At 44.5% G+C, this 20,930-nt stretch carries 38 protein-coding genes and 2 tRNA genes; all 40 read left to right on the top strand.

What is annotated here, in order from left to right:
- Window position 1 precedes the first annotated feature (1 nt).
- On the top strand, window positions 2–1,087 hold the full coding sequence (locus tag NF865_RS01260; protein ID WP_253304821.1) for a 50S ribosomal protein L3: 1,086 nt from the start codon (window positions 2–4) through the stop codon (window positions 1,085–1,087).
- An 11-nt stretch (window positions 1,088–1,098) separates the two neighbouring features.
- On the top strand, window positions 1,099–1,866 hold the full coding sequence (rpl4p, locus tag NF865_RS01255) for a 50S ribosomal protein L4 (RefSeq protein WP_253304820.1): 768 nt from the start codon (window positions 1,099–1,101) through the stop codon (window positions 1,864–1,866).
- Window positions 1,867–1,872: 6 nt separating this feature from the next.
- Window positions 1,873–2,133: a 50S ribosomal protein L23 gene (locus NF865_RS01250; protein WP_252743204.1), complete on the top strand. Its 261-nt coding sequence runs from the start codon at window positions 1,873–1,875 to the stop codon at window positions 2,131–2,133.
- Between the two features lie 11 nt (window positions 2,134–2,144).
- Window positions 2,145–2,864 carry a 50S ribosomal protein L2 gene (locus tag NF865_RS01245; RefSeq protein ID WP_253304819.1) on the top strand — a complete coding sequence of 240 codons (720 nt, stop codon included), beginning with the start codon at window positions 2,145–2,147 and terminating at the stop codon, window positions 2,862–2,864.
- A gap of 10 nt (window positions 2,865–2,874) precedes the next feature.
- On the top strand, window positions 2,875–3,273 hold the full coding sequence (locus NF865_RS01240; protein WP_253304818.1) for a 30S ribosomal protein S19: 399 nt from the start codon (window positions 2,875–2,877) through the stop codon (window positions 3,271–3,273).
- 5 nt (window positions 3,274–3,278) lie between these two features.
- On the top strand, window positions 3,279–3,749 hold the full coding sequence (gene rplV / locus NF865_RS01235) for a 50S ribosomal protein L22 (RefSeq protein WP_253304817.1): 471 nt from the start codon (window positions 3,279–3,281) through the stop codon (window positions 3,747–3,749).
- Between the two features lie 4 nt (window positions 3,750–3,753).
- Complete coding sequence (locus tag NF865_RS01230) at window positions 3,754–4,377, top strand: 30S ribosomal protein S3 (protein WP_253304816.1); 624 nt, start codon at window positions 3,754–3,756, stop codon at window positions 4,375–4,377.
- Complete coding sequence (gene rpmC, locus NF865_RS01225; protein WP_253304815.1) at window positions 4,374–4,574, top strand: 50S ribosomal protein L29; 201 nt, start codon at window positions 4,374–4,376, stop codon at window positions 4,572–4,574. Before NF865_RS01230 ends, rpmC begins: the two co-directional genes overlap by 4 nt.
- Before the next feature lie 36 nt (window positions 4,575–4,610).
- Window positions 4,611–4,877: a stress response translation initiation inhibitor YciH gene (gene yciH / locus NF865_RS01220; protein WP_253305698.1), complete on the top strand. Its 267-nt coding sequence runs from the start codon at window positions 4,611–4,613 to the stop codon at window positions 4,875–4,877.
- Entirely contained in the window at window positions 4,763–5,131 is a 369-nt protein-coding gene (locus NF865_RS01215) for a ribonuclease P protein component 1 (protein WP_253304814.1), read from the top strand. The genes yciH and NF865_RS01215 overlap by 115 nt, the downstream gene beginning before the upstream one ends.
- A gap of 5 nt (window positions 5,132–5,136) precedes the next feature.
- Window positions 5,137–5,472 (top strand): 30S ribosomal protein S17, encoded by a 336-nt coding sequence (locus NF865_RS01210; protein WP_253304813.1) that lies wholly within the window; start codon window positions 5,137–5,139, stop codon window positions 5,470–5,472.
- 5 nt (window positions 5,473–5,477) lie between these two features.
- Window positions 5,478–5,903 (top strand): 50S ribosomal protein L14, encoded by a 426-nt coding sequence (locus NF865_RS01205; protein ID WP_253304812.1) that lies wholly within the window; start codon window positions 5,478–5,480, stop codon window positions 5,901–5,903.
- Between the two features lie 10 nt (window positions 5,904–5,913).
- Window positions 5,914–6,276, top strand: coding sequence for a 50S ribosomal protein L24 (gene rplX, locus NF865_RS01200; protein ID WP_253304811.1), 363 nt, complete (start codon window positions 5,914–5,916; stop codon window positions 6,274–6,276).
- A 2-nt stretch (window positions 6,277–6,278) separates the two neighbouring features.
- Window positions 6,279–7,025 (top strand): 30S ribosomal protein S4e, encoded by a 747-nt coding sequence (locus tag NF865_RS01195; RefSeq protein ID WP_253304810.1) that lies wholly within the window; start codon window positions 6,279–6,281, stop codon window positions 7,023–7,025.
- Between the two features lie 11 nt (window positions 7,026–7,036).
- Entirely contained in the window at window positions 7,037–7,588 is a 552-nt protein-coding gene (locus NF865_RS01190; protein WP_253304809.1) for a 50S ribosomal protein L5, read from the top strand.
- 2 nt (window positions 7,589–7,590) lie between these two features.
- Window positions 7,591–7,761 (top strand): 30S ribosomal protein S14, encoded by a 171-nt coding sequence (locus tag NF865_RS01185; RefSeq protein WP_004068318.1) that lies wholly within the window; start codon window positions 7,591–7,593, stop codon window positions 7,759–7,761.
- A gap of 11 nt (window positions 7,762–7,772) precedes the next feature.
- A complete protein-coding gene (locus tag NF865_RS01180) occupies window positions 7,773–8,165 on the top strand; it encodes a 30S ribosomal protein S8 (RefSeq protein ID WP_004068317.1) in 393 nt (130 codons plus the stop codon).
- A 10-nt stretch (window positions 8,166–8,175) separates the two neighbouring features.
- Window positions 8,176–8,730 carry a 50S ribosomal protein L6 gene (locus NF865_RS01175; protein WP_253304808.1) on the top strand — a complete coding sequence of 185 codons (555 nt, stop codon included), beginning with the start codon at window positions 8,176–8,178 and terminating at the stop codon, window positions 8,728–8,730.
- A 10-nt stretch (window positions 8,731–8,740) separates the two neighbouring features.
- The gene (locus NF865_RS01170; protein WP_253304807.1) at window positions 8,741–9,121 is read left to right on the top strand and encodes a 50S ribosomal protein L32e; all 381 of its coding nucleotides are present in this window, start codon (window positions 8,741–8,743) and stop codon (window positions 9,119–9,121) included.
- A 5-nt stretch (window positions 9,122–9,126) separates the two neighbouring features.
- Window positions 9,127–9,573, top strand: coding sequence for a 50S ribosomal protein L19e (locus NF865_RS01165; RefSeq protein WP_253304806.1), 447 nt, complete (start codon window positions 9,127–9,129; stop codon window positions 9,571–9,573).
- A gap of 5 nt (window positions 9,574–9,578) precedes the next feature.
- Window positions 9,579–10,184 (top strand): 50S ribosomal protein L18, encoded by a 606-nt coding sequence (locus NF865_RS01160; protein WP_253304805.1) that lies wholly within the window; start codon window positions 9,579–9,581, stop codon window positions 10,182–10,184.
- A complete protein-coding gene (gene rpsE / locus NF865_RS01155) occupies window positions 10,181–10,888 on the top strand; it encodes a 30S ribosomal protein S5 (protein WP_253304804.1) in 708 nt (235 codons plus the stop codon). Before NF865_RS01160 ends, rpsE begins: the two co-directional genes overlap by 4 nt.
- An 11-nt stretch (window positions 10,889–10,899) precedes the next feature.
- On the top strand, window positions 10,900–11,364 hold the full coding sequence (locus tag NF865_RS01150; RefSeq protein ID WP_253304803.1) for a 50S ribosomal protein L30: 465 nt from the start codon (window positions 10,900–10,902) through the stop codon (window positions 11,362–11,364).
- A 10-nt stretch (window positions 11,365–11,374) separates the two neighbouring features.
- A complete protein-coding gene (locus NF865_RS01145; protein WP_253304802.1) occupies window positions 11,375–11,818 on the top strand; it encodes an uL15m family ribosomal protein in 444 nt (147 codons plus the stop codon).
- Window positions 11,819–11,856: 38 nt separating this feature from the next.
- Entirely contained in the window at window positions 11,857–13,242 is a 1,386-nt protein-coding gene (gene secY / locus NF865_RS01140) for a preprotein translocase subunit SecY (protein ID WP_253304801.1), read from the top strand.
- A gap of 93 nt (window positions 13,243–13,335) precedes the next feature.
- A complete protein-coding gene (locus NF865_RS01135; RefSeq protein WP_253304800.1) occupies window positions 13,336–13,926 on the top strand; it encodes an adenylate kinase in 591 nt (196 codons plus the stop codon).
- Complete coding sequence (locus tag NF865_RS01130) at window positions 13,919–14,446, top strand: DUF106 domain-containing protein (protein ID WP_253304799.1); 528 nt, start codon at window positions 13,919–13,921, stop codon at window positions 14,444–14,446. The genes NF865_RS01135 and NF865_RS01130 overlap by 8 nt, the downstream gene beginning before the upstream one ends.
- A 46-nt stretch (window positions 14,447–14,492) precedes the next feature.
- Window positions 14,493–14,759, top strand: coding sequence for a 50S ribosomal protein L34e (locus tag NF865_RS01125; RefSeq protein ID WP_253304798.1), 267 nt, complete (start codon window positions 14,493–14,495; stop codon window positions 14,757–14,759).
- Window positions 14,760–14,781: 22 nt separating this feature from the next.
- On the top strand, window positions 14,782–15,339 hold the full coding sequence (cmk, locus tag NF865_RS01120) for a (d)CMP kinase (protein ID WP_253304797.1): 558 nt from the start codon (window positions 14,782–14,784) through the stop codon (window positions 15,337–15,339).
- A 20-nt stretch (window positions 15,340–15,359) separates the two neighbouring features.
- Complete coding sequence (locus tag NF865_RS01115) at window positions 15,360–15,611, top strand: 50S ribosomal protein L14e (protein ID WP_175058925.1); 252 nt, start codon at window positions 15,360–15,362, stop codon at window positions 15,609–15,611.
- Between the two features lie 186 nt (window positions 15,612–15,797).
- A complete protein-coding gene (locus NF865_RS01110; protein WP_253304796.1) occupies window positions 15,798–16,808 on the top strand; it encodes an RNA-guided pseudouridylation complex pseudouridine synthase subunit Cbf5 in 1,011 nt (336 codons plus the stop codon).
- Between the two features lie 263 nt (window positions 16,809–17,071).
- Complete coding sequence (locus tag NF865_RS01105) at window positions 17,072–17,659, top strand: class I SAM-dependent methyltransferase (RefSeq protein WP_253304795.1); 588 nt, start codon at window positions 17,072–17,074, stop codon at window positions 17,657–17,659.
- Window positions 17,645–17,731 (top strand) — tRNA-Ser (locus tag NF865_RS01100). The genes NF865_RS01105 and NF865_RS01100 overlap by 15 nt, the downstream gene beginning before the upstream one ends.
- Before the next feature lie 41 nt (window positions 17,732–17,772).
- Entirely contained in the window at window positions 17,773–18,219 is a 447-nt protein-coding gene (locus NF865_RS01095; protein WP_253304794.1) for a 30S ribosomal protein S13, read from the top strand.
- A 10-nt stretch (window positions 18,220–18,229) separates the two neighbouring features.
- Window positions 18,230–18,772: a 30S ribosomal protein S4 gene (locus NF865_RS01090; RefSeq protein WP_253304793.1), complete on the top strand. Its 543-nt coding sequence runs from the start codon at window positions 18,230–18,232 to the stop codon at window positions 18,770–18,772.
- On the top strand, window positions 18,769–19,179 hold the full coding sequence (locus NF865_RS01085) for a 30S ribosomal protein S11 (RefSeq protein WP_058945933.1): 411 nt from the start codon (window positions 18,769–18,771) through the stop codon (window positions 19,177–19,179). Before NF865_RS01090 ends, NF865_RS01085 begins: the two co-directional genes overlap by 4 nt.
- 24 nt (window positions 19,180–19,203) lie before the next feature.
- The gene (locus NF865_RS01080; RefSeq protein ID WP_253304792.1) at window positions 19,204–19,989 is read left to right on the top strand and encodes a DNA-directed RNA polymerase subunit D; all 786 of its coding nucleotides are present in this window, start codon (window positions 19,204–19,206) and stop codon (window positions 19,987–19,989) included.
- 1 nt (window position 19,990) lies between these two features.
- Window positions 19,991–20,078: transfer RNA gene (locus tag NF865_RS01075), tRNA-Leu, on the top strand.
- 49 nt (window positions 20,079–20,127) lie between these two features.
- A complete protein-coding gene (locus NF865_RS01070) occupies window positions 20,128–20,490 on the top strand; it encodes a 50S ribosomal protein L18e (RefSeq protein ID WP_253304791.1) in 363 nt (120 codons plus the stop codon).
- A gap of 6 nt (window positions 20,491–20,496) precedes the next feature.
- Entirely contained in the window at window positions 20,497–20,925 is a 429-nt protein-coding gene (gene rplM / locus NF865_RS01065) for a 50S ribosomal protein L13 (protein WP_253304790.1), read from the top strand.
- The last annotated feature ends 5 nt before the right edge of the window (window positions 20,926–20,930 follow it).

Raw genomic sequence — 20,930 nt, 5'->3', positions numbered from 1 at the left:
AATGGGAAAAATTAGCAAACCAAGAAGAGGTTCATTGGCGTATTCCCCAAGAAAAAGAGCCAAGAGCATAGTTCCGAGAATTAGAAAGTGGCCACAAGAACAAGAAGTTAGAATGCTCGGGTTTGCGGGATACAAAGCAGGAATGACCCACATACTTATGATAGACGATACTCCAGGGCTTACAAAAGGCAAAGAAATATTCATGCCAGTGACAATAGTTGAAGCCCCACCCTTGATAGTCTATGGAGTCAGGGCTTACAGGCAGGGTTACCTTGGACTCGAAACTGCAACCGAGGTTATGGTTCCAGACTTCAAGCTTGAAAATTACCCATCAAAGAAAGCAAAGAACGTTACATTCTACCAACTCCTTGAGAGAAGAATCAAAACCCTTCCAAAGGACTACAATGAGGAAACATTCCAGCAAAAGCTTGGAGAGCTTGAAGACCTCGTTAAGTCTGGGGAAATCGTTGAAGTTAGAGCCCTTGTAGCAACCCAACCATGGCTCGCAAGAATAAAGAAGAAGCCCGAGGTCATGGAGTACGCTGTCGGTGGAACAAGCGTTGAAGAGAAATTCGCTTACATCAAGGAGAAGCTTGGAAAAGAGCTTAGGGTAAGTGAAGTTCTCAAGGAAGGAGAGCTTCTTGACGTTATAGCAGTCACAAAGGGTAAGGGTACCCAAGGTCCAGTTAAGAGATGGGGTATCAAGATTCAGTTCCACAAGGCTCAGAGAGCTGGAAAGGGAAGACACGTTGGTAACCTTGGTCCATGGCACCCTGCGAGAGTTATGTGGACTGTTCCACAGGCTGGACAAATGGGCTTCCACCACAGGACTGAATTCAACAAGAGGCTCTTAAGAATAGGAGAAAATGGAAAATTGAAGCTCGATGGAGAAGAGATCGAGATTACTCCAAAGGGAGGATTCCCACACTACGGAGTAGTCAGAAACGACTTCCTAATGATTGCTGGAAGCATTCCTGGTGCTATAAAGAGAATAATCAGAGTAAGACCAGCAATAAGACCTCCAGCAAAGAGACCTCCTGTTGAGGCTCCACAAATCACATACGTTAGTAGAGAATCAAAACAATGAGGTGAGGGTTTATGAAAGTTAAGGTATTTTCACTCGATGGCGAGCCAATTGAAGAAATTGAACTCCCAAAAGTATTCCAAACACCTTTCAGACCAGATCTCATTAGAAGGGCTGTCATCGCCTCATGGACACACCGCATACAACCCCAAGGGAGAGATCCCTTGGCAGGTAAGAGGAGAGTTACTGAGAACATTGGAAAAGGTCACGGCATGGCAAGAGTTGAAAGAATAAAGACTTCCCCAAGGTTTGCAGCGTTCGTTCCCTTCGCCAGAGGTGGAAGAAGAACACACCCACCAAAGGTTGAGAAGATAATATGGGAAGACATAAACAAGAAGGAAAGAAGGCTTGCACTAATGAGCGCTATAGCTGCCACTGCAAACTATGATTTGGTTAAAGCAAGGGGCCACATAATTGATAACATACCTCAGGTTCCTCTTGTGGTGGAGGACGAATTGGAGAAGGTCTACAAGACAGCAAAGACAAGAGAAATCTTCAAGAAGCTCGGTGTTTGGGACGATATCGAGAGGGCAAAGAAGAACACCAAAGTAAGAGCTGGAAAGGGTAAGATGAGGGGCAGGAGATACAAGAAAGCAAAAGGCCCACTTATCGTAGTTGCCAAAAATGAGGGAATAGTTCAGGGTGCAAGGAACCACCCAGGTGTTGACGTTGTTTTAGTGGACAACTTGGGTGTAGAGCTTTTAGCTCCAGGTGCACACCCCGGAAGACTTACGATATGGACAAAGGGAGCAATAGAGAGATTAAGGGAAATTTATGGGTGATGAGTGATGGATCCATATAAGGTTATTATAAGGCCTGTAGTTACAGAAAAGGCAATATCCATGGTTGAGAGAGAAAACAAGCTTACCTTCATAGTTGATAGGAGAGCCACAAAGCAGGACATAAAGAGAGCTGTCGAGGAAATATACAACGTCAAGGTCGAGAAAGTTAACACACTTATAACAATGAAGGGTGAAAAGAAAGCTTATGTGAAGTTGAAGCCCGAATACAGCGCAAGTGAGGTTGCTGCTAGAATAGGATTGTTCTGAGGTGGGTGAGAATGGGTAAGAGTTTAATCCAACAGAGGAGAGGAAAAGGGACAACAACCTTCAGGGCACCGTCTCACAGATATAGGGGAGCGGTTAAATACATTCCTCTAAACTTCACTCAAAAAAAGACCATCGCCGGTAAGGTAATTGAGATACTTCACGACCCAGGAAGGACTGCACCAGTTGCTAAGGTTAAGTTTGAAAACGGTCTTGAGAAGCTCATCCTTGCTCCAGAAGGTCTGTTGGTTGGTCAGGAAATTTATATTGGCCCCGAAGCTCCAGTAGCAGTTGGAAACACACTTCCACTTGCAAACATCCCAGAGGGTACATACGTTTACAATATCGAAGGTTCTCCGGGTGATGGTGGAAAGTACGTGAGGGCTGGAGGAAGCTATGCTCTAGTTGTTTCAAAAGAGAAAAACAGAGTAATTGTTCAGTTACCAAGTGGTGAGCTTAAGGCGTTCCACCCAATGTGCAGAGCAACAATTGGTGTGGTTGCTGGTGGAGGAAGACTTGAAAAGCCAATAGTCAAGGCAGGTAAGGCATACTACATAATGAAGGCAAGAAACAGGTTCTGGCCCAAGCCAAGAGGTGTGAAGATGAACGCAGTTAACCACCCACACGGTGGTAAAGAGCACCACATTGGTAAGCCAAGTACAGTCTCAAGGAGAGCTCCACCTGGAAGAAAAGTTGGTCATATAGCTGCGAGAAGGACTGGAAGGAGAAAGTGAGGTGGTGTAAATGGCAAAAAAAGAATTTAGATATCGCGGTTACACTCTTGAGGAACTCATGAACATGTCTCTTGAAGATTTGGCTAAGCTTCTCCCTGCAAGGCAAAGGAGGAGCCTCAAACGTGGTTTAACACCCGAACAGAAGAAGCTTCTTAGAAAGATCAGGCTAGCTAAGAGAGGCAAATACAAGAAGCCCATAAGAACTCACAGCAGGGATATGATTGTCCTTCCAGAAATGGTTGGAATGACAATCTACGTCCACAACGGTAAGGAGTTTGTCCCAATAGAAATTAAAGAAGAAATGATTGGTCACTACCTTGGAGAGTTCGCCTTAACAAGAAAGAGGGTCCAACACGGATCACCTGGTGTTGGTGCTACAAGGTCATCAATGTTCGTTGCAATCAAGTGAGGTGATTGGGAATGGCAAGGTTTTCCTACTCTTTCCAAAATTTTGACCCAGAGAGAATGGCAAGGGCAAGTGGGAGAGACTTGAGAATATCTCCAAAGTTTTCGGTAGAAGTCTGCAGGGAAATTAAGGGAATGATGCTCAACGATGCTATAAAGTTCCTTGATGATGTAATAGCCAAGAGAAGGCCTGTGCCCCTTAGGAGATTCAACGACTCTCAAGGACACAAGAGAGGAAAAGGCTTCGGTCCAGGAAGGTATCCGGTAAAAGTTGCCAAAGAAATCAAAAAGATACTCCTCAATGCCAAGAACAACGCAGAACAGAAGGGTCTTGACCCAGATAGATTGAAGATAATACACGCTGCAGCTCACAGAGGTCCAGTGCTTAGGGGATACATTCCAAGGGCTTTTGGAAGAGCTACCCCATTCAACGAGCAGACAACACACATCGAGATAGTTGTTGAGGAAATTAGGAGGTGAGCTCATGGCAATCGAGAGATATTTCATAAAAGAAGGTATCAAAGAGATGCTCATCGACGAATATCTTGAAAAAGAACTTAGAAGAGCGGGTTATGGTGGACTTGACATCAAAAAGACCCCTCTTGGAACAAAGGTAATTATCTTTGCCGAGAGACCAGGTTTCGTTATTGGAAGGGGCGGAAGGAAAATAAGGGAACTGACAAGAATACTGGAGAGACAATTTGGCTTGGAAAACCCCCAGATAGAAGTTGAAGAAATTAAGAACCCCTACTTTAACGCTAAGGTTCAAGCAACAAGACTTGCTCAGGCGTTGGAGAGAGGAGTTCACTTTAGAAGAGCCGCATACGCTGCAATAAGAGCAATTATGAACAACGGTGCGAGAGGAGTTGAGATCAGAATAAGCGGTAAGCTCACAGGAGAAAGAGCTAAAAGTGTTAGATTCTACCAAGGATATATTGCAAAAGTTGGAAACCCTGCTGAAACTTTAGTCTCAAGGGGCTATGCACAAGCACTGCTCAAACTTGGTGTCATTGGAGTTAAGGTCTCAATTATGCCACCAGATGCAAGACTTCCAGATGAGATTGAAATTATAGAAAAACCAGTTGAAGAAGAGGTGAGCGAACAATGAAACCAAGCGAGATTAGAGAGATGAGCTTGGAAGAGATTGAGGCCAAGATTAGAGAGTTAAGGCTTGAGCTTGCAAAAGAAAGAGGAATGCTCACAATGGGTACTTCCCTAGAGAACCCGATGGTTATCAGGAACCTTAAAAGGGATATTGCCCGTCTCTTAACAATAAGAAATGAAAAGTTGAGGAGTAAAAGGTGATGGTTAGTGCCTAGGATTGTGAACCCCCTGGATGAGATGTTATTTAAAGAGGTGTTGAAAGAGCAGCAAAGGATTAAAGTCTACATTGAAAAGGCTCGTTATGGAAAGCTCAAGACCATAATAGAGGGAATCGATGAAAAAGAGTTCAACCTTGAAGAAATTGCAAAAAAGCTTAAGGCGAAACTGGCATGCGGAGGAACAGCAAAAAACGGAAGGATAGAGCTTCAGGGAGACCACAGAGAAAAGGTGAAGCGCTTATTGGCAGAACTTGGATTTTCAGAGGACTTGATAGAGGTCGAGTGATCAGAAAAACACTACCAATGCACGAGCTCATAGGCTTAAAAGTTAGGGTCGTCAAAAGCTCTCATCCGGGGTTAGTAGGGATTGAGGGATACGTGATTGACGAGACGAGAAATACTCTCACAATCCTTGGAGAAAAGGTATGGATAGTTCCCAAGAATGTTGCCGAATTTGAGTTTGAAATTGACGATAAAAAAATACGAATAAAGGGAGAAGAGCTAATTGGAAGGCCTGAGATGAGATTGAAAAAGAGGTGAAAAAGATGAGAGACATCGGATTGAGGATACAACCTCCCGCGGAGAAGTGTGATGATCCAAAGTGCCCATGGCACGGACACATTAAAGTACACGGTAGAGTGTTTGAGGGAGTTGTTGTTAGCGACAAGCCAAGACACACGGTTACCGTGGAGAGGCAGTACTATCACTACCTAAGAAAATACGAGCGTTACGAGCTTAGAAGAAGCAAGATACATGCCCACAACCCACCATGCATAAACGCAAAAGTTGGAGACAAAGTTATCATAGCCGAGACCAGACCACTTAGCAAGACAAAGAGCTTTGTAGTTGTTGCAGTTACTCAAAGAGCTGGGGAGAGGTGAAGAAAATGGCAAAGAAAGGTGCTGGTGCTACAAGGGGTATCTCCCCCGTTAGGCCCACTAGAGCATTGCCAATCGGTGCTTACCTTCACGTGGCAGACAACTCAGGAGCAAAGATAATCCAGATAATTGGAGTGGTAGGCTACAAAGGCGTTAGGAGAAGACTTGCTTCAGCGGGTGTTGGTGACATGGTAGTTGCAACGGTAAAGAAGGGAAGGCCAGACATGAGGCACCAAGTTGTTAGGGCAGTTATAGTAAGGCAGAGGAAAGAGTACAAGAGGCTCGATGGGATGAGAGTAAAATTTGAAGACAACGCAGCAGTCATTACGACACCTGAAGGTGTTCCGAGAGGGACTGAGGTTAGAGGACCCGTTGCGAGAGAAGCCGCTGAAAAATGGGTTAGAGTAGGAAGTATTGCGAGCATGGTATTGTGAGGTGAGAGAAATGAGATTAAAGAGCAAACAACCAAGAAAGCAAAGGAAGTTTTTGTACAATGCTCCTCTTCATCTCAGACACAAGATAGTCAGCGCTACCCTTTCAAAAGAGCTCAGACAGAAGTATGGCATTAGAGCTCTTCCAATTAGGGCTGGAGACAAAGTGAAAATAATGAGAGGGGACTTTAAGGGACATGAAGGGAAAGTTGTGGAAGTTGATCTCAAAAGATACAGAATTCACGTTGAGGGAGCAACCCTTAAGAAGGTTAACGGTACTGAGGCGTTTTACCCAATACACCCATCAAACGTTATGATTGTTGAGCTGAATCTTGAGGATGAGAGAAGGAAAAAGATAATTGAGAGGAGGGCTTGAAGATGGCGAGGAAAGGTGCTAAGAGACACTTGAAAAGGCTTGCTGCTCCAACTCAGTGGTACATTGAGAGAAAAACATACAAGTGGGCTGTAAGGCCCTCTCCGGGCCCACACAACATGAAAACATCAATTCCCCTTATCTACATAATTAGGGATTACCTTGGATACGCAAAGACAGGCAGAGAAGCAAGAAAAATCCTCAACGAAGGAAAGGTATTGGTGGATGGAAAAGTCAGAAAAGACTACAAGTTCCCGGTTGGTATTATGGATGTCGTCTCAATTCCGGAAACTGAGGAGCACTATAGAGTCTTTCCAAATAGAATTGGAAAGCTTATTCTCCACCCAATAAGCGAAGAAGAGGCAAAAATAAAGCCTCTGAGGATAAACAATAAGAGAATGGTAAAGGGAGGAAACCTGCAGCTTAACTTCCATGACGGAACAAACCACCTAGTCAAGCTCAGCTCACTCACAGATGAGACCAAAGACAAGTTCAAGACTTCAGACACCGTCTTAATGAAAGTTCCGGAGAGAGAAATAATTGAAGTGCTCCCATTTGAAATTGGAGCTTATGTGTTCGTTGTTCAGGGTAAGAACGTTGCAAGAGTAGGAAAAATCGTTGAAGTCAGGCAATTCCCAGGCGGATGGCCGGACGTGGTTACCATTGAGGACAAGGAAGGGGAGCTCTTTGATACCTTAAAGGATTACGCGTTTGTGTTGGGTAAAGAAGAACCAAAGATCTCATTACCGTGAGGTGAAAAGGAATGATAGCTAACAGAGAGGCAATCCTGGCTGATTGGGAAGCTCATCCTATGAGAAGACCCAGGATAGCTAAGGTCACCATAAACATTGGTGTCGGCGAGAGTGGTGAGAGACTTACAAAGGCTGAGACAATGCTAGAATCACTTGTTGGTCAAAAGCCAATAAGAAGGAAGGCAAAGAAAACAAACAGGGACTTTGGAATCAGAAGGGGCGAGCCGATAGCGGTTAAAGTAACCCTAAGGGGACAAAAAGCTTATGAGATGCTTAAGAGGCTATTGGCCGCTGTTGACAACAGGCTTAAGGAATCCAGCTTTGACGAACATGGAAACGTTTGCTTTGGTATTGATGAACACATTAACATCCCAGGAGTGGAATATGATCCAGAGATCGGTATATTTGGTATGGACGTTTGTGTAACGCTTGAAAGGCCTGGATACAGAATTGCAAGAAGAAAGAGAAGAAGGCACCACATCCCTACAAGGCACAAGCTTACAAAGGAAGAGGGTATGGTTTTCATGGAGGAAGAGTTTGGAGTCCAGATTGTGGAGGGATGATTATGGCGAAGGCTGATTACAACAAGAGAAAGCCAAGAAAGTTTGGTAAGGGCGCGAGAAGATGCATTAGGTGTGGACAATTTGGACCAATCGTTAGGATACACGGACTAATGCTCTGCAGGCACTGCTTTAGAGAGGTAGCTCCAAAATTAGGATTTAAGAAATACGACTGAGGTGAGATGAGATGACTCTGTTGGATCCTTTGGCAAATGCTTTATCTCACATTACAAACAGCGAGAGAGTTGGAAAGAAAGAGGTTTACATAAAACCAGCCTCAAAGCTTATTGGAGAGGTACTTAGGGTTATGCAAGAGAACGGATACATAGGTGAGTTTGAGTTTATCGATGATGGAAGGGCAGGCATATACAGGGTTCAACTCTTAGGGAAGATAAACAAAGCCGGGGCAATAAAGCCGAGATTTTCAGTAAAAGCCAAGGAATATGAGAAGTGGGAAAAGAGATTCCTTCCAGCATTCGAGTTTGGTATTCTAATAGTTTCCACATCCCAAGGAGTTATGACACACAAAGAGGCCCTTGAGAAGGGCATTGGTGGAAGGTTAATAGCCTACGTCTACTGAGGTGAGAGAAATGCCAATTGATGCATGGGTGAGGGAAGAGGTTGAAATTCCAGAGGGGGTCACTGTTGAAGTTAATGGCAACCTCGTCAAGGTGAAGGGACCAAAAGGAGAAGTTGAGAGAGAGCTCAACTATCCGGGGGTCAAGATATTCACTGAAGACGGCAAGGTAGTTATCTACAAGGACTTTCCAAGGAGGAAGGACATAGCCATTGCAAGAACTTTCAAGTCTCACATAGCAAACATGATCAAGGGCGTTACGGAAGGGTTCACTTACAAGCTTAAGGTCGTTTACAGCCACTTCCCAATAACAGTCAAGGTTCAAGGAGACAAGGTTTACATAGAGAACTTCCTCGGTGAAAAAGCACCTAGAATAGCTGAGATACTCCCGGGGGTTACAGTAAAGGTCATGGGCAGCGAAATAATAGTGGAGGGAATCGACAAAGAAAAAGTCGGACAGACTGCAGCAAACATCGAGCAGGCGACAAGAATTACCGGTAGAGATAGGAGAGTCTTCCAAGATGGTATTTACATTGTTGAAAAGGCGGGTAAACCTATAAAGTTCTGAGGTGAGACTGATGGAAAAAGCGAGACTCTTAAGAATAAGGGCCAGACTCAAAAAGAAAAAACCTAAGTTTCTTAGACAGGAATGGTGGAGGTTCCCCAAGTTTAAGAATGATCCCAAGTGGAGAAGACCAAAGGGAACTGACAGCAAAATGAGACTAAAGCTTAAAGGGAAAGCTAGATCACCCAGCATTGGATGGAGCTCACCCAAAGCTGTCCGCGGTCTCCACCCAAGCGGTTACGAAGAAGTTCTTGTACACAACGTTAAGGAGCTAGAAGCGATAGACCCAACAAGACAAGCCGCTAGGATAGCCAGAACAGTCGGAAAGAGAAAGAGACTCATGATAATTGAGAGAGCTAAGGAATTGGGTATTAAGGTGCTCAACGCGAGGTGAAGGTTATGCTCAAGATGCAGAGAAGGATTGCCGCTGAACTTTTGAAATGTGGCGAGAATAGGGTTTGGATAGACCCCGAAAGAATTGATGATGTTAGGTCTGCTATCACTAGGGAGGACATTAAAAGACTGATAAACGAAGGCGTCATCAAGAAAAAGCCAATTAAAGGACAAAGCAGATACAGGGCAAAGCTTAGGCAAGAAGCAAGGAAGAAAGGAAGGCACAGGGGACATGGAAGCAGAAAGGGCAAAAAGACGGCAAGAATGGGCAAGAAGGAGAGATGGATGATGACAATTAGGGCCCTTAGAAAGGAGCTTAGAAAGCTCAAGGCAGAGAAGAAGATTGACGAACACACCTACCGCAACCTTTACATAAGAGCTAAGGGTGGGCAATTCAAGAGCAAACACCAGCTTTACCTGTTCATGGAAGAAAAAGGCATATTGAAGAGGTGATATATATGGCACATGGACCAAGATATAGGGTTCCATTCAGAAGGAGAAGAGAGGGCAAAACTAACTATCACAAGAGGCTTGCTCTCCTCAAATCAGGCAAGCCAAGGCTAGTTGTGAGAAAAACTCTCAACCATCATATAGCCCAGATAGTGCTTTACGATCCAAAAGGAGATAAGACAGTTGTTTCAGCTCACACAAGAGAACTCATGAGAGACTTTGGATGGAAAGGACACGGCGGAAATACGCCGAGCGCTTATCTCCTTGGACTGCTCATTGGATACAAAGCTCTTAAAAAGGGTATAGAGGAGGCTATCCTTGACATTGGTCTGCATCCACCCACTAGAGGATCAAGTATCTTTGCAGTCCTCAAGGGAGCTGTAGATGCAGGTTTAGACGTTCCACACAGCGAGGAAATCTATCCGGGAGAAGACAGAATTAAAGGAGAACACATTGCCGAGTATGCAAAGATGCTTAAAGAGGAAGACGAGGAGAAGTACAGAAGACAGTTTGGAGGATATCTTGTGAGAGGACTTGAACCTGAAAGGCTTCCCGAGCACTTTGAAGAGGTTAAGGCGAGAATCATTGAGAAATTTGAGAAGGTGAGAGCATGAGCCAGGATTGGAAGGAATACGCTCAAAGAGTATTAGAAGAGTGGCAGCCCAAGACAAAGCTTGGTATGCTCGTTAAGGAAGGACAGATAACTGATATTCACGAGATCTTTAGAAGGGGTTACCAGATAAAAGAACCAGAAATAGTTGATGTACTCCTTCCTGAGGTCAACTCAAGAGAAAACCAAGAAGTGCTTGACATAGCCTTGACAGTGAGAATGACAGACAGTGGTAGGAGAGTTAGGTTCAGAGTACTTGCAGCAGTAGGAAACAGAGACGGCTATGTGGGGCTTGGCATTGGTCACGGAAGGGAAGTCGGAACAGCCATTAGAAAGGCAATCAACTATGCAAAGATGAACATAATTGAGATCAAAAGAGGCTGTGGTTCATGGGAGTGTAGGTGTAGGAGACCGCACTCAATCCCATTCGCCGTTGAAGGTAAAAGCGGTAGCGTGAAAGTAAAACTCATGCCAGGGCCTAGAGGACTTGGCCTTGTTATTGGTGACGTTGGTAAAAAGATACTCAGCTTGGCAGGAGTTAAGGACGTGTGGTCACAAACATTAGGTGAAACAAGAACTACAGTTAACTTTGCGAAGGCAGTTTTTGGGGCACTCTACAACACCAACAGTGTCGCTGTAAAGCCCGAGATGATCGAGCGCTATGGTATAGTGGTTGGTAGAGAAATGCCACAGAACTTTGAACTGTGAGGTGAGCGAGGATGGCAAAACTTGCTTTGATTAGGATAAGGGGCAGGGTAAATGTTAAGAGGCCCGTAAAGGACACCCTCGCAATGCTGAGACTTCACAAGGTAAATCACCTTGTGATCGTTGATGATACTCCGACTTACAAGGGCATGATACAGAAGGTGAAGGATTACATCACTTGGGGAGAGATAAACGCTGAAACCCTAGCAAAGCTCATAGAGAAGAGAGGAAGACTTCAAGGAAACAAGAGGGTTACAGAGGAGTACGTTCAAGAAAAACTTGGTATGGGTATTAAAGAATTCGCCGAAAAGGTCATCAACGGAGAAATGAAGCTCAGCGACTTACCAGGGCTTAAGCCTGTTTTTAGACTTCACCCGGCAAGAGGTGGCATTAGGAGCAAGAAGAGGACCTTCAAAGAGGGCGGAGCTTTGGGATATAGAGGAGAGGCGATTAATGAGCTTATAGAGAGAATGCTGTGAGGTGCGAGAAATGATTAGAAGGAAAAAGAAGGTGAGAAAACTTCGCGGTTCCCACACTCATGGATGGGGATGCAAAAAGAAGCACCGTGGTGGAGGGCACAAGGGCGGTAGAGGTATGGCTGGAACAGGAAAAAGGAAGAAGACAAAATGGACATGGGTCATCAAATATGCTCCCGACCACTTGGGCAAAAGAGGTTTCAAGAGGCCCATAGAAGCTCAAAGAGAGATAACTGCAGTAAACCTCAAATTCATTGATGAACACCTTGATGAACTTATGCAGCTCGGCATTGCCTATGAGGAAGAGGGAAGAATCATTGTTGATACCACTCAATTTGCCGATAAGGTGCTTGGAACCGGGAAACTCACAAAGCCACTCGTAATTAAGGCTAGAGCATTCTCCCCCAAAGCTGAAGAAAAAATAATTAAGGCTGGGGGAGAAGCCCTCCTTGCCTGATTTTTCTTTTTGAATAAATTATCTTTGAGGTGTAATCTATGGGAGCAAGGGAAATAATTTACAGGATAGAGCACGCGTTCCCAGAAATTGAAAGACCAAAGAGACACGTGCCTCTAAAGGAAAAATTCGCATGGACAGGAGTTGCGTTGCTGTTGTATTTTATCATGGCACAGATACCTCTTTTTGGAATTCCCGGCCAAATACAGGACTATTTCCAGACTTTAAGAGTAGTCCTTGCTGGTAGAAACGGTAGTCTATTAACCTTGGGAATAGGTCCCATAGTTACCGCTGGAATTATCATGCAGCTCTTAGTGGGATCAGAAATAATAAAGCTTGATCTCTCAAACCATGAGGACAGAAGGTTTTATCAAGCTCTGCAGAAGGTGTTTGCAGTATTTATGTGCTTCTTCGAGGCAGCTGTTTACGTATTTGCAGGTGCATTTGGAAATCCCACATTAACAATCAAGGTACTTCTTATGCTCCAGCTTGCTTTTGGTGGAATAATGGTAATGATTATGGATGAGCTTGTAAGCAAGTGGGGAATTGGTAGCGGTATAAGTCTTTTCATCGCTGCGGGAGTTTCACAGACAATTGTTACGAGATCACTTAACCCATTAACAACAAATCAAGCTATAGATCCACTAACAGGTGGTCCTGCCATAATAGGTGCCATTCCGGCGTTTATTCAGCACATAATTAAAGGTGACGTTACAGGGGCTCTCTACAGAAGGGGACTTCCAGATATGTTAAGCGTTTTAGCAACGATAGTCATCTTCCTGATAGTTGTCTACTTAGAAAGCATGCGCGTGGAGATTCCCCTCAGTTATGGAAGGGTAACTGTTAGAGGGAGGTATCCAATAAGATTCATGTATGTCAGCAATATCCCGATCATTTTGACTTTTGCCCTCTATGCAAACATCCAGCTCTGGGCTAGGCTTTTACAAAGACTTGGTCACCCAATCCTTGGAACTTTTGACGAAACTGGGGCAGCAGTTTCTGGAGTTGTAAGATACGTTCTACCGCCTAGGGACATATTCAGCGTTACGGCCGACCCACTGAGGGCCTTGGTTTATGCCATACTCACCATAACGTTCTCCCTTATCTTTGGATTCCTCTGGGTTGAGCTTACTGGGCTTGACGCTAAGAGTATTGCAAGGCAACTGCAAAGAGCCGGACTGCAGATACCGGGCTTTAGAAGAGACCCAAGAATATTGGAGAGGGTCTTGCAGAGATACATCCCCTACGTTACATTCTGGGGAGCATTTACCTTGGCTGTTGTTGCAGTATTAGCGGACTTCCTTGGAGCGCTAGGAACTGGAACCGGAATACTGCTTACAGTGGGTATACTCTACAGGTTTTATGAAGAAATAGCAAGGGAACAAGCTACCGAGATGTTCCCAGCACTGCGCAGGTTCTTTAGTTGAGTTTCTCTTTTTGCCTTCATTTTCTAAAAAACCTTATAAACCAATTCTTCTTTGTACTCTCTGGAGTGCGAGTTTTAGTCAAGGTGATATAAGATGTCGTTTGTGGTAGTCATCACGGGGATTCCTGGGGTAGGAAAGAGCACAATCACAAAGCTGGCTTTAAAAAGGACTAAAGCAAAATTCAGGGTAGTTAACTTTGGAGATATAATGTTTGAAGAAGCCCTGAAGGCTAAACTGGTTACTCACAGGGACGAAATGAGAAAGCTGAGCTTAAATGTGCAGAGAGAATTACAGCTCAAAGCTGCTCAAAGGATTCTTGAGATATCAAGAAAAGAGCCAGTACTGCTTGATACCCATGCTACAATAAAAACGCCCTTGGGATACATGCTTGGCTTTCCTAAGGAGGTAATTGAGGTTATAAACCCACGATTTATTGTTATAATAGAGGCAACACCCAGTGAAATACTGGGAAGAAGGCTAAGAGACCTCAAGAGAGACAGGGACGTTGAGACTGAAGAGCAAATTCAGAGACATCAAGATTTAAATAGGGCTGCCGCAATAAGCTATGCAATGCATTCCAATGCACTTATAAAGATAATTGAAAATCATGAGGATAAAGGTTTAGAAGAGGCCGTTAATGAGCTGGTAAAAATACTTGATCTGGCGGTGAGTGAAGATGCTTGAAGGAGTATATCTTGCACTTGATAAAGTGTTTGGACCTTTGGTAACAAATGCTCACCCCATGTGGGTGGTAACAATTTCTGGAATTATACTTGGAGCCTTTTTCACACTAGTTAATCACCTGCTGATAGACCAGGAGAAAATGAAAAAACTGCAAAAAATGAGCAGAGAATTCCAGAAGGAGTGGAAAGAGGCTCAAAAGGCTAAAGACGAGAAAAAACTGAGAAAGCTTCAACAAAAACAATTGGAGCTTTTAAAGCTTCAAAATGAAGTTATGAAGGACTCAATGTTCAAACCGATGCTCTTTACAATGCCAATATTCATAATATTCTTTGGATGGATGAGAAGGTGGTATGTTGAAACGGCAATCGTGAAATCACCGTTTAACTTTTTCCTCTTTGACTGGTTCCACAGATTTTACCACTCTTCCCTCCAAGCCAACGAGCTAGGGTATATTGGATGGTACATCTTGACATCAATGATTGTCGGACAGGTTTTAAGAAAGCTCTTGGACTCATATTAGTTAAATTTAAAAACGCTTGACAAAAAAGCTAAGCGGGGTGAGAAATATGAAGCCAATGTACAGGTCAAGATCATGGAGAAGAAAGTACGTTAGAACTCCGGGTGGAAGGACTGTGATACACTTTGAAAGGAAGAAGCCGAAGATTGCCCACTGTGCAATGTGCGGGAGACCATTAAACGGAATCCCAAGAGGCAGGGCAAGTGAGTTAAGAAAGCTTCCCAAGACCAAGAAGAGGCCAGAAAGGCCTTATCCACATCTCTGCCCCAGCTGTATGAGAAGGGTTATGAAGGCTCAGGTAAGGGCTGCCATCTAATCTTGGACGAAAGGGATGCACCATGCCTAAAGGGTGCCTAGTGATAACAGTAAGCGGATTAGCGGGGAGCGGTACCACAACTCTCTGCAAGAATCTGGCTAGGTACTATGGGTTTAAGCACGTCTACGCTGGTTTGATATTTAGACAGATGGCAAAAGAGATGGGCATGTCTCTCCAGGAGTTTCAAGAATATGCGGAGATGCATCCAGAAATAGACAGGGAAGTTGATAGAAGGCAAGTAGAGGCGGCAAAAGAATGCAATGTGGTTATAGAAGGTCGTTTGGCCGGATGGATGGTAAAAGATGCTGATTTAAAGATATGGCTTGATGCGCCGATTCAGATAAGGGCTCAACGTGTAGCAAGGAGAGAGGGCATAAGTGTTGAAGAAGCATTTATGCAAATTGCCGAGAGAGAAATGCAGAATAGGAAAAGGTATTTAAATCTATATGGAATTGACATTAACGACCTTTCAGTTTATGATTTGGTTATTAACACTGCCAATTGGGGTCCCGATGGCGTCTTCGCGATTGTGAAGGCCGCCATCGACCACCTGTACCCCGATGGCGACACGGGGAAATAAAAAAGATGGAGGTGGGATGAATGCCAGCAATTGATGTTGGAAGGTTGGCTGTGGTTATTGCCGGAAGAAGAGCCGGACAAAAGGTAGTTGTTGTTGACATAATTGATAAGAACTTCGTCCTCGTTACTGGAGCAGGCTTGAACAAGGTGAAGAGGAGAAGGATGAACATAAAGCACCTTGAGCCCCTTCCGGAGAAGATTAACATCGAGCGCGGTGCCGATGACGAAGCCGTCAAGGCCGCTCTTGAACAGGCTGGAATAAGTCTTGAGTGATCTTGAGCGATTCGTCCATTATCTTTCCACTTTGCAAACTTTCTTTTCTTAACTCTCTCATTTTGATGGGGAAAGTCGTTTAATGCCTTTCTGGCATATTATATGTTGAGGCGTTTGTATGCTCAAGGCTGTTTGGAACTGTAAAGGTTTATAACCTCTTTTCTCAATTTTTTGTAGGTGGGCAGAATGGGTAGAAAAAAAGGAAAGCGAGAGGCAATACTTCCCGCTGATCTCAAAAGAGAAATCATTATCAAGGACGAGAAAGCTGAAACCAATCCGAAATGGGGATTTCCTCCAGATAAAAGGCCTATTGAAATGCATATGCGGTTTGGAGTTATAAACCTTGACAAGCCTCCCGGTCCTACAAGTCACGAGGTTGTTGCATGGGTTAAGAAGCTTTTAAACCTTCAGAAAGCCGGCCATGGGGGAACCTTAGATCCAAAAGTTACTGGGGTTTTGCCTGTAGCTTTGGAAAGGGCCACGAGGGTTGTTCAGGCACTTTTACCGGCAGGTAAGGAGTATGTGGCTTTGATGCATCTTCATGGTGAAGTGCCAGAGGATAAAATCTATGCCATTATGAAGGAGTTTGAAGGTGAGATAATCCAAAGGCCCCCCCTAAGGAGTGCCGTTAAGAGAAGACTTAGAACGAGAAAGGTTTACTATATCGAGATAATTGAGATAGAGGGGAAGGACGTTCTCTTTAGGGTAGGAGTTGAGGCGGGGACATATATCCGTTCGCTCATCCACCATATTGGTTTGGCTTTGGGAGTTGGAGCGCACATGGCCGAGCTGAGGAGAACAAGAAGCGGACCGTTTAAGGAAGATGAAACCCTTGTCACCTTGCATGATCTCATAGATGCCTACTATTTTTGGAAAGAAGATGGCATTGAAGAGTATTTTAGGAGAGCAATCCAGCCGATGGAAAAAGCTGTAGAGCATCTTCCGAAGGTGTGGATAAGGGATTCCGCAGTTGCTGCTGTTACTCATGGCGCTGATTTGGCAGTTCCCGGGATAGTAAAGCTCCATAAAGGCATAAAGCAGGGAGACCTTGTTGCAATAATGACCCTCAAGGATGAGCTCGTTGCTTTGGGCAAGGCAAAGATGAACACGCAGGAAATGCTCACCAAAACCAAGGGCATTGCAGTCGATGTTGAGAAAGTTTTTATGCCGAGGGACTGGTATCCTAAGATGTGGTAGAAACTTCGCCTGCGCGAAGTTTCATCAAGGTTTGTGATTCCTCTTAGTGTTTTCTCCTTGTCATGTTTGCCTTTTGGGGAGTTTGTCTTTGGAGCGCAGAGGAAAGTAAACCCTTTGCGCAAGGTTGTGGGCATGAATTCTCGGCTTCAATGGAACTCGTGGCAGAGTGCAAACACTTCTAACTGTGCCACTTGTTGGGCAATCACGAACTTTTGGTGAAGCACATCCCCCAAATTTATAAACCCCTTCTCCAACTTCCGACTATGAGCCACTACTATTCCCAAGATCCAAACGTTCCATTAAAGACCAAAATGATTGGGGTAGTCATTAGAGGGGAGCGTTTTAGATTCATGACCTCCAGCGGTGTTTTTTCCTTTGGAAAGCTTGATAGAGGAACTGAGCTACTTATAGAGAATATGATACTTAAAAAAGATTGGCGTGTTCTAGATTTAGGGTGCGGCTACGGGGCGATTGGAATAGTGGCTTCGCGCTTCGTGAATTATGTTGTAATGACCGATATAAACAAAAGGGCTGTGAGCATAGCAAAGAAAAACTTAAAAATCAACAACGTTAAGAATGCCGAGGTAAGATGGGGCCATCTCTATGAGCCCGTGAAGGGAGAGAGATTTCACAGCATAATAACGAATCCTCCAGTGCATGCTGGGAAGGATGTATTGAGGGAAATAGTTATAAATGCACCCCATCATCTCTACGATGGAGGATTACTTCAAATTGTCATCCGCACTAATCAAGGCGCAAAGTATATTAAGGGGCTCATGGAGGAGAATTTCAACGAAGTAAGAGAAATTGCGAAGGGATCGGGCTTTAGGGTGTATGCCGGGATCGCCTAGCCTGGGATGGCGCGGGCCTTGAGAGCCCGTGGGCGTTTGCCCGCCGGGGTTCAAATCCCCGTCCCGGCGCCAAAATCCTCTTTGAAGGATTAACTTGTGGAGGTGTGCTTATAATGGCTGACTTTAGGCATATCGTGCGTGTAGCAAATGTTGATATAGATGGGCACAAACAACTTAGATGGGCCCTCACTGGAATTAGGGGTATAGGAATAAACTTTGCAACAATGGTATGCAGGGTTGCAGGGTTAGATCCAAAAATGAAGGCAGGTTACCTTACCGATGAACAAGTAAAAGCCATTGAGGCTGTGCTTGAAGATCCAGTAAAACATGGTATTCCCTCATGGGCAGTTAACAGACCAAAGGACTACGAGAGTGGAAGGGACATGCATCTCACGGGAGCAAAGCTCGTTATGGCATGGCGTGAGGACGTTAACAGACTCAGGAGAATTAGAGCTTATAGGGGTATCAGACATGAGCTTGGCCTTCCAGTGAGAGGACAGAGAACAAGGTCAAACTTCAGAAGAGGAACAACAGTTGGTGTTAGCAGAAGGAAGAAGTGAGGTGATATAAATGGGAGACCCAAAAAGGCAAAGGAAAAGGTATGAGACTCCCTCTCATCCATGGATTAAGGAGAGACTTGATAGAGAGAGAGTTTTGATGCAGAAGTATGCTCTCAAGAACAAGAAAGAGCTTTGGAAGCACGAAACTCAACTTAAGAACTTTAGAAGAAGGGCAAGAAGATTGCTCGCTGCTAGAGGTAAGCAGGCCGAAATTGAGAGGGCTCAGCTTCTCCAAAGATTGGTCAGGTTGGGATTGCTCCAAGAAGGAGCCCACCTTGATGACGTTCTTTCCCTTACAATAGAGGACATCCTCGAGAGAAGACTTCAGACCATGGTATTTAAGAAGGGACTCTCAAGAACAATAAAGCAGGCTAGACAGCTAATTGTCCACGGACACATTGAAGTAAACGGACAGATAATAAGATCACCAAGCTATTTGGTACTCAAGGAAGAGGAAGACGGCATAACATACGCAAAGACTTCCCCGTTTGCGAACCCACAGCACCCTGAGAGGATGGTTATTGAGGAGGCCCAAAAAGGTGAGGCACAATGAGTGAAGAGGTTAACATTAAAAAGAAAGAAAAATGGGGAGTTGCCCACATCTATGCATCTTACAACAACACAATCATCCACATTACCGACCTCACTGGAGCCGAAACAATCTCAAGATGGAGCGGTGGAATGGTAGTTAAAGCAGATAGAGATGAGTCATCCCCATATGCTGCAATGATTGCTGCTAAGAGGGCAGCAGAAGAGGCCCTCGAAAAGGGCATTGTGGGTGTCCACATAAAGGTCAGAGCCCCTGGTGGAAGCAAAAGCAAAAACCCTGGACCTGGAGCCCAGGCAGCTATTAGAGCTCTCGCAAGAGCAGGGCTCAAAATAGGTAGAGTAGAAGACGTCACACCAATTCCACATGACGGTACAAGACCAAAGGGTGGCAGAAGGGGAAGGAGAGTTTGACTTCCCTTTACAACCTCTTTTTTGGTGAGAAAAATGCAAATAAAGATTCTTGAAAAAAGGGATGATGCAATCCGCTTCATTTTAGAGGGCGTTGATGTTGCATTTGCAAATGCGCTTAGGAGAACAATAATTGGGGAAGTTCCAACTTTTGCTGTTGATGAAGTAGAGTTCTATGAGAATGATTCCGCACTTTTTGATGAGATAATCGCCCACAGATTAGCACTAATTCCCCTGACGACACCCTCAGATAGATTTGAACTAGATGCTTTGGAGTTGGATGACTACACCGCTACATTGAGCTTGGAAGCGGAAGGTCCCGCCATAATCTACTCTGGGGATTTAAAAAGTGATGATCCGGATATAAGGCCCGTGACTCCAGATATTCCAATAGTCAAGCTAGCTGAGGGCCAGAGGCTTGTTTTTAACGCATATGCAAAACTTGGTAGGGGGAAAGACCATGCAAAATGGCAACCAGGGTTTGCTTACTACAAGTACCTTACAAAAGTGCATGTAAGCAAAGATGTTCCTAACTGGGAGAAAATTAAAGAGCTCGCAGCTAGAAAGAAGCTCCCCATTGAAGAAAACGAGAATGAACTTATTGTAACCACTGTAACGAGCTTCTATTTGCCAAGGGAATTTGATCAGTATTTAGGAGATAAAATCAAGGAAGAAGTAGTGCTAAATACATTCGTCTTTACAGTAGAAAGCAATGGAGAACTCCCCGTTGAGGAAATAGTAAGATTAGCACTTAAAATTTTAATGAGAAAGAGCGATAAATTTATAAACGAGCTCCATAAATTAGCCGAATAGCGCGGGGGTAGCCGAGCCTGGTCAAAGGCGCGGGATTTAGGGTCCCGTCCCGTAGGGGTTCCGGGGTTCAAATCCCCGCCCCCGCACCATAATGATCACCCCGTCCCTCGGTGCGAGAAGTAAAAAGGAGGAATGCTCATGAAGAGGACTGGTCCAACTGATATTAACCTGAGAAGGCTCATTCGCTACCTGAGAAAGAAGTCAAACGAGGAAAACGTTAAGATATGGAAGGACATAGCTTGGCGCTTAGAAAGACCAAGAAGACAGAGGGCTGAAGTAAACATTAGCAGGATAAACAGGTACACCAAGGAAGGAGATATGGTGGTAGTTCCAGGGAGCGTTCTTGGAGCTGGGAACTTAGATCATAAGGTTATAGTTGCTGCATGGAAGTTCAGCGAAAAGGCAAAAGAGAAGATCATCCAAGCAGGTGGAGAGGCAATAACGATCGAAGAACTTATAGAGAGAAACCCAAAGGGTAGTGGAGTAATCATAATGGAGTGATGGGCCATGAGGATTATTAATGCTGATGGTTTAATACTTGGAAGACTTGCCTCAAAAGTTGCCAAGATGCTCCTCGAAGGCGAGGAGGTAATTATCGTTAATGCTGAAAAGGCTATCATCACTGGGAACAGAGAGTTCATCTTCGAGAAGTATAAGCAGAGAACCGAGCTAAGAACGAGAACAAACCCAAGGAAAGGACCATTCTATCCAAAGAGAAGCGACGAAATAGTTAGAAGAACCATTAGAGGCATGCTCCCATGGAAAACCGACAGGGGAAGGAAGGCCTTTAAGAGGCTGAAAGTATATGCCGGAATTCCAAAAGAGTTTGAAGACAGAGAGTTGGAGACAATAGCTGAGGCTCACATGTCAAGGCTTAAAACTCCCAAATATGTAACTGTTGGAGAGGTTGCCAAATTCCTTGGTGGAAAGTTCTGAGGTGA

This window comes from Thermococcus aggregans (assembly GCF_024022995.1).
In the GTDB taxonomy this organism is placed as follows: Archaea; Methanobacteriota_B; Thermococci; order Thermococcales; family Thermococcaceae; genus Thermococcus_A; species Thermococcus_A aggregans.
This window is presented reverse-complemented; position numbering and strand designations above follow the sequence as displayed.